Here is a 4747-nt window from a genome sequence, read left to right as displayed (position 1 = left end):
CCTCCTCCCAGCGCGAGTCCTCCGCCCACGACCTTCCCCGCGCCGCCGGCCGCGAACGGCAGCGCCGTCACGAGCGGGAAGATGACCGCCCGCATGCCGACGCCCACGTCCTGGAGCTCGAGCAGCGCCGCGGAACAGCGTGGGCAGTCCTCGACGTGGTCGCGGACCTTCTGCTCCTTGCGCGGGCTCAACCCCCTCCGTGCATAGGCGCCGAGCTTGTCCGCGAAGGGTGCGCACCCGTCGTCGGCCGCCGCTGTCGCGACGTGAGCCTGGAGATAGGCCTGGCGCAGGCCCTCCCGGGCTCGCAGCGCGAGGGCGGAGACGGCGTTCGGGGACAACCCGAGCAGAGGGGCGACGGCGGCCGGCTGCATCCCGTCGACCTCGGTGTACCAGAGCACCGCCTGCCAGCGTTCGGGGAGCGCGCTGAAGGCCATCGAAACGGCGTCGGATTCGAAGCCCGCGAGGACCGGATCGTCGTAGGGCTGCTCGCCTTCGTACCGCTCCATGTCATCGCTCAGCGTCTGCCGGCTCGCCTTGACGTTTCCCCTGGCCGCGAGCCGGGCGATGGAGGTGAGCAGATACGCGCGGAAGAAGGCGTCCGGGCCCGAGCCGCCCCGCAGCGCGGTCAGCACGTTCGCGAAGCCTTCGGCGGCGAGGTCTTCGGCGTCGCTCGCATTGCGGGCGTAGCGGCGCGCGAGCCCGACGGCGGCGCTGTGGTGCCGCTCGAAGAGCTGCGCGTACGCCTCGGCCGCCCCCGCACGGACTTCGGCGATGAGCTGTGCATCGCTGGGGGCAGCTGTGCCCTCAGCATCAGCACTCGCAGTCATGGAACGTCCTTCCGGCTAGACGGTCGCAATGACGTTGGAGTTCGCTCCGCCGATTCTATGACGCCGCTCCCTCCCGCTGAGTTCTCCGCGTCATGACGAAACCCAGGGCAGCTCACGCTCAGCATGGGCAACGTGCGGGCCGTGGCCGCGCAGCTCAGTGGGGGCAACCGTCACCGCCCTCATGCCCGCACCCGACGTCGAGCCCCTTCCGGCGAGCTCCGCCGGCGTCTCGACCCTGCTCGAGAGCCTGATGCGCTAGCTCGCGTTCTTGCGCGAGATGCGCACCATCTCCTCGCGGGGCACGACCTTGACGCGCTCGCGCTGCACAGTGGCCCCGCGTTCCGCCGACTCGGCCGTGAACTTCTCGCCGAGGGCGCGCTCGTGGGCGTCGAGCTCGTTCCAGCCCTCCCACGTCGTGTACTCGACGCCCCGCTCCTCGAGCAGCGCGATGATCGCGTGCTCGTCCGGGTTCTCCGCCGGCTCGAGGGAATCGCGGTCCTCGAGCAGGCAGCCGATCGTCTCGAGCGCGTCGCCCTTGGTGTGGCCGATGAGTCCCACCGGCCCTCGCTTGATCCAGCCTGTCGCGTACACACCGGGGACCGGGTTCCCGTTCGCGTCGAGGACGCGGCCGCCGTCGTTCGGGATGATGCCGCGGTGAACGTCGTACTCGAGCTCGGCGAGCTCGGACCCGTGGTAGCCGATCGCGCGGTACACCGCCTGCACCGCGTAGTCCTCGTACTCGCCGGTGCCCCGCACGTTGCCCGTTCCGTCGAGCTCCATGCGCTCGAATCGGATGCCGGCAACCTTCCCGGGGGTCTCCGGCGAGTCGTAGATCTCGACCGGGCTGTGCAGGAAGTGCAGGTGCAGGCGGCGCGATGCGCCCGTGTCCTGGTCTTCTGCAATCCAGTTCGCGAGCGTGTTGACCATCGTCTTGACCTGGTTGTTGGTGCGGATCGCCTCGTCTGATGCCTCGTCGAACTCGAAGTCCTCGGGGTACAGCACGATGTCGACATCGCGCGAGTGCGAGAGCTCGCGCAGCTCGAGGGGGGTGAACTTGACCTGCGCCGGGCCACGGCGGCCGAAGACGTGGACGTCCGTGACGGGGCTCCGCTTGAGCGCTTGGTAGACGTTGTCGGGGATTTCCGTGACGAGCAGATCGTCGGCATGCTTCGAGAGCATGCGCGCCACGTCGAGGGCCACGTTGCCGTTGCCGATCACGGCCACTTCCCTGGCCTCGAGCGGCCAGTCGCGGGACACGTCGGGATGGCCGTCGTACCACGAGACGAAGTCCGCTCCGCCGAACGAGCCCTCGAGGTCAGCACCGGGGATGTCGAGCTTCGCATCCTTGATCGCGCCCGTCGCGAAGATGACCGCGTCGTAGAAGTGGCGGAAGTCGCTCAGGGTCACGTCGCGCCCGTAGGTCACGTTCCCGATGAAGCGGATGTCGCCCCGGTCGAGGACCTTGTGGAGCGCGTTCACGATGCCCTTGATGCGCGGATGGTCGGGCGCGACGCCGTAACGGATCAGCCCGTAGGGTGCCGGGTACTGGTCGAAGAGGTCGATGCTCACCTCGAGCTGGGCGTCCTTGACCTCGTTCGACTTCGTGAGGATGTCTGCCGCGTAGACACCGGCGGGCCCGGCGCCGATGACGGCGACGCGCAGGGGTCGGGCAGAGACGTTGGTCACGGGAGCATCCTTCCGGCAGCGGGCGCACCGTGTTGGGCACGCAGCCTCTTATTGTAGTTCGGGTGCAGAGTTCGACGCTTCTAGGCCTCGGGCCCGGGGTCGTCGTCGCCGTCGTCCTCCTCACCGCCCTCGCCGCCGCGGTCCACCGTTGGGCGCTCGACGGCGGCTGGTTCCCCCCGATCACGGCGAGCCTGCGCGCCGTCGGCCAGCTCGCCGTCGTCGCCCTTCTCGTCTCCCAGCTGGGCCAGAATCCGTGGCTCGCCCTGGCGTTCGCCCTGGCGATGTTCTCCGTCGCGGTTGCGACCTCGGGGAGGCGAGTCGATCCGCACCGATGGTGGTGGGCAGCCGTACCGATCGGTGCGGGCGTGCTGCCGGCCGCCCTCATCCTGCTCGCCACGGGTGTGCTGCCGTTCAACGGCCTCGCGCTCATCGCCCTCCTCGGGCAGCAGGTGGGCGGAGCGATGACGACGACGAGCCTCGCCGGACGCCGCGTGCTAGCCGAACTCGAGGTGCGCCGCGGGGAGGTCGAGGCCGCCGTCGCGCTCGGCTTCGAATGGCTGCCGGCGCGGCTCCTCGTCGCTCAGCACACTGCTCGCGAAGGCCTCCTGCCGACCCTCGATCAGACTCGCACGGTCGGCACGGTGACGCTCCCTGGGGCCTTTGTCGGCATGGTGCTCGGGGGCGCGAGCCCGGTCGAGGCCGCGATCGTGCAGCTCGTGGTGCTCGTCTCGCTCGTCGCCGTGGGGGCCATTGCGGCCGCCGTCGCGCTCCGCCTGTGCGCGGCTGGGGTGTGGGGGCGGCGGAATACCTGACAGGATCAATGCCGTTGTACGGTCGTGACCGTGAAGCCGCCCGCCCAGAATGACGCAGCCACTAACGATCCGGCGCCAGATGGCCCAGGTCGGGACGACACGGCCCCGAAGGCCCCCGCCAGGAGCAGCGGCGCCAGGAGCAACGCCGCCCGGAGCAACACCGCCGAAGCCCGGCGCACCACGGTCGGCCTCCTGTACGGCATCGGGGCGTACGGCCTGTGGGGGCTTCTGCCGCTCTACTTCATTACGCTGACCCCGGCTGGGCCGGTGGAGATCGTCTCGGACCGCGTCCTGTTCTCGCTCGTCGTGTGCCTCGTGCTTATCGCGGTGACGCGGTCGTGGGGCTCGCTCGCCACCGTCTTCCGCTCGGGCCGGGGGTTCGGGGCCCTCGCGGTCGCCGCCGTCCTGATCGGCATCAACTGGCTCACGTACACCTATGGCGTGTTGAGCGGACAGGCCATCGAAGCGTCCCTCGGCTACTTCATCAACCCGCTTGTGAGCGTGCTCCTCGGGGTGATCGTGCTCAAGGAGCGGTTGCGTCCGCTCCAGTGGACCGCCGTCGGCATTGGTTTTGTGGCAGTCATCGTGCTCGCCGTCGCCTACGGACGCGTGCCCTGGATCGCCCTGATCCTTGCGTTCAGCTTCGGCTTCTATGGCCTCGTGAAGAACCGGGTCGGCGCCACGGTGGACCCCGTCACGAGTCTCACTGTCGAGACCGTTGTGCTCACGCCGCTCGCCCTCGTCGCGGTCGCATGGCTCGCCGCCGCGGGCACCCTCACGGTCACGGGCAACGGCCCGGGACACTTCTGGCTCCTGGCCGCGAGCGGCATCGTCACCGCCGTTCCGCTGCTGTTCTTCGGGGCCTCGGCCCGACGGCTCCCGATGACCACGATCGGCCTGCTCCAGTACATGGCGCCGCTCCTGCAGTTCCTCATTGCCGTGACCCTTCTCGGCGAGCACATGGGACCCGAGCGGTGGGCTGGCTTCGCTATCGTGTGGCTCGCCCTCGTGGTGCTCACCGCCGACATGCTGCTCGGGGGACGCCGACGCCGCTCCGCCCTGCGCGCCGCGGCCGACCAGACGGCGCAGGACCGGGCGGCGGCCGACCAGACGGCCTAGGACCAGACGGAGGCTGGGCAGCGCCAGGCATAACCGTCCCCGCCAGGCATAACCGTCCCCGCCAGGCATAACCGTCCCGCAGGCCGGACGGTTATGCCCCCGAGGGACGGCCGTTGTCCACATAGAGCAACTTCGCGCGCCATGGTTGGCCCTCGCTCCACGAGACTGACGCCATGTCCGCTCAAGACCTCACCAAAATGCTCGCCGCCCGGTGGCCCGTCCATAGCCTTGCCTCCTCGAACGCGCTACGACTGGCCGGGATAGACCACCGCGTCCTCACAGCGGCAGTGCGGGAAGGGATTC

The 4747-nt window shown here is 69.6% G+C and carries 4 protein-coding genes; 2 read left to right on the top strand and 2 right to left on the bottom strand.

What is annotated here, in order from left to right; all coding sequences use genetic code 11:
• Together V7053_RS04205 and V7053_RS04200 are read right to left on the bottom strand one after the other, a co-directional pair.
• Nucleotides 1-827 (bottom strand): sigma-70 family RNA polymerase sigma factor (locus V7053_RS04205; RefSeq protein WP_334171018.1); only part of this gene is annotated, 827 nt, incomplete at its 3' end.
• 255 nt (nucleotides 828-1082) lie between these two features.
• A complete protein-coding gene (locus tag V7053_RS04200) occupies nucleotides 1083-2513 on the bottom strand; it encodes an FAD-dependent oxidoreductase (RefSeq protein ID WP_334171017.1) in 1431 nt (476 codons plus the stop codon).
• A gap of 62 nt (nucleotides 2514-2575) precedes the next feature.
• Here V7053_RS04200 and V7053_RS04195 point away from each other — a divergent pair, with 62 nt between their 5' ends.
• Together V7053_RS04195 and rarD are read left to right on the top strand one after the other, a co-directional pair.
• Nucleotides 2576-3325, top strand: a complete 750-nt coding sequence (locus V7053_RS04195; RefSeq protein WP_334171016.1) for an ABC transporter permease — start codon at nucleotides 2576-2578, stop codon at nucleotides 3323-3325.
• A gap of 30 nt (nucleotides 3326-3355) precedes the next feature.
• Nucleotides 3356-4444 (top strand): EamA family transporter RarD, encoded by a 1089-nt coding sequence (gene rarD / locus V7053_RS04190; RefSeq protein ID WP_443022507.1) that lies wholly within the window; start codon nucleotides 3356-3358, stop codon nucleotides 4442-4444.
• Nucleotides 4445-4747 lie beyond the last annotated feature (303 nt).

Source organism: Sinomonas sp., assembly GCF_036848755.1.
In the GTDB taxonomy this organism is placed as follows: Bacteria; Actinomycetota; Actinomycetes; order Actinomycetales; family Micrococcaceae; genus Sinomonas.
This window is presented reverse-complemented; position numbering and strand designations above follow the sequence as displayed.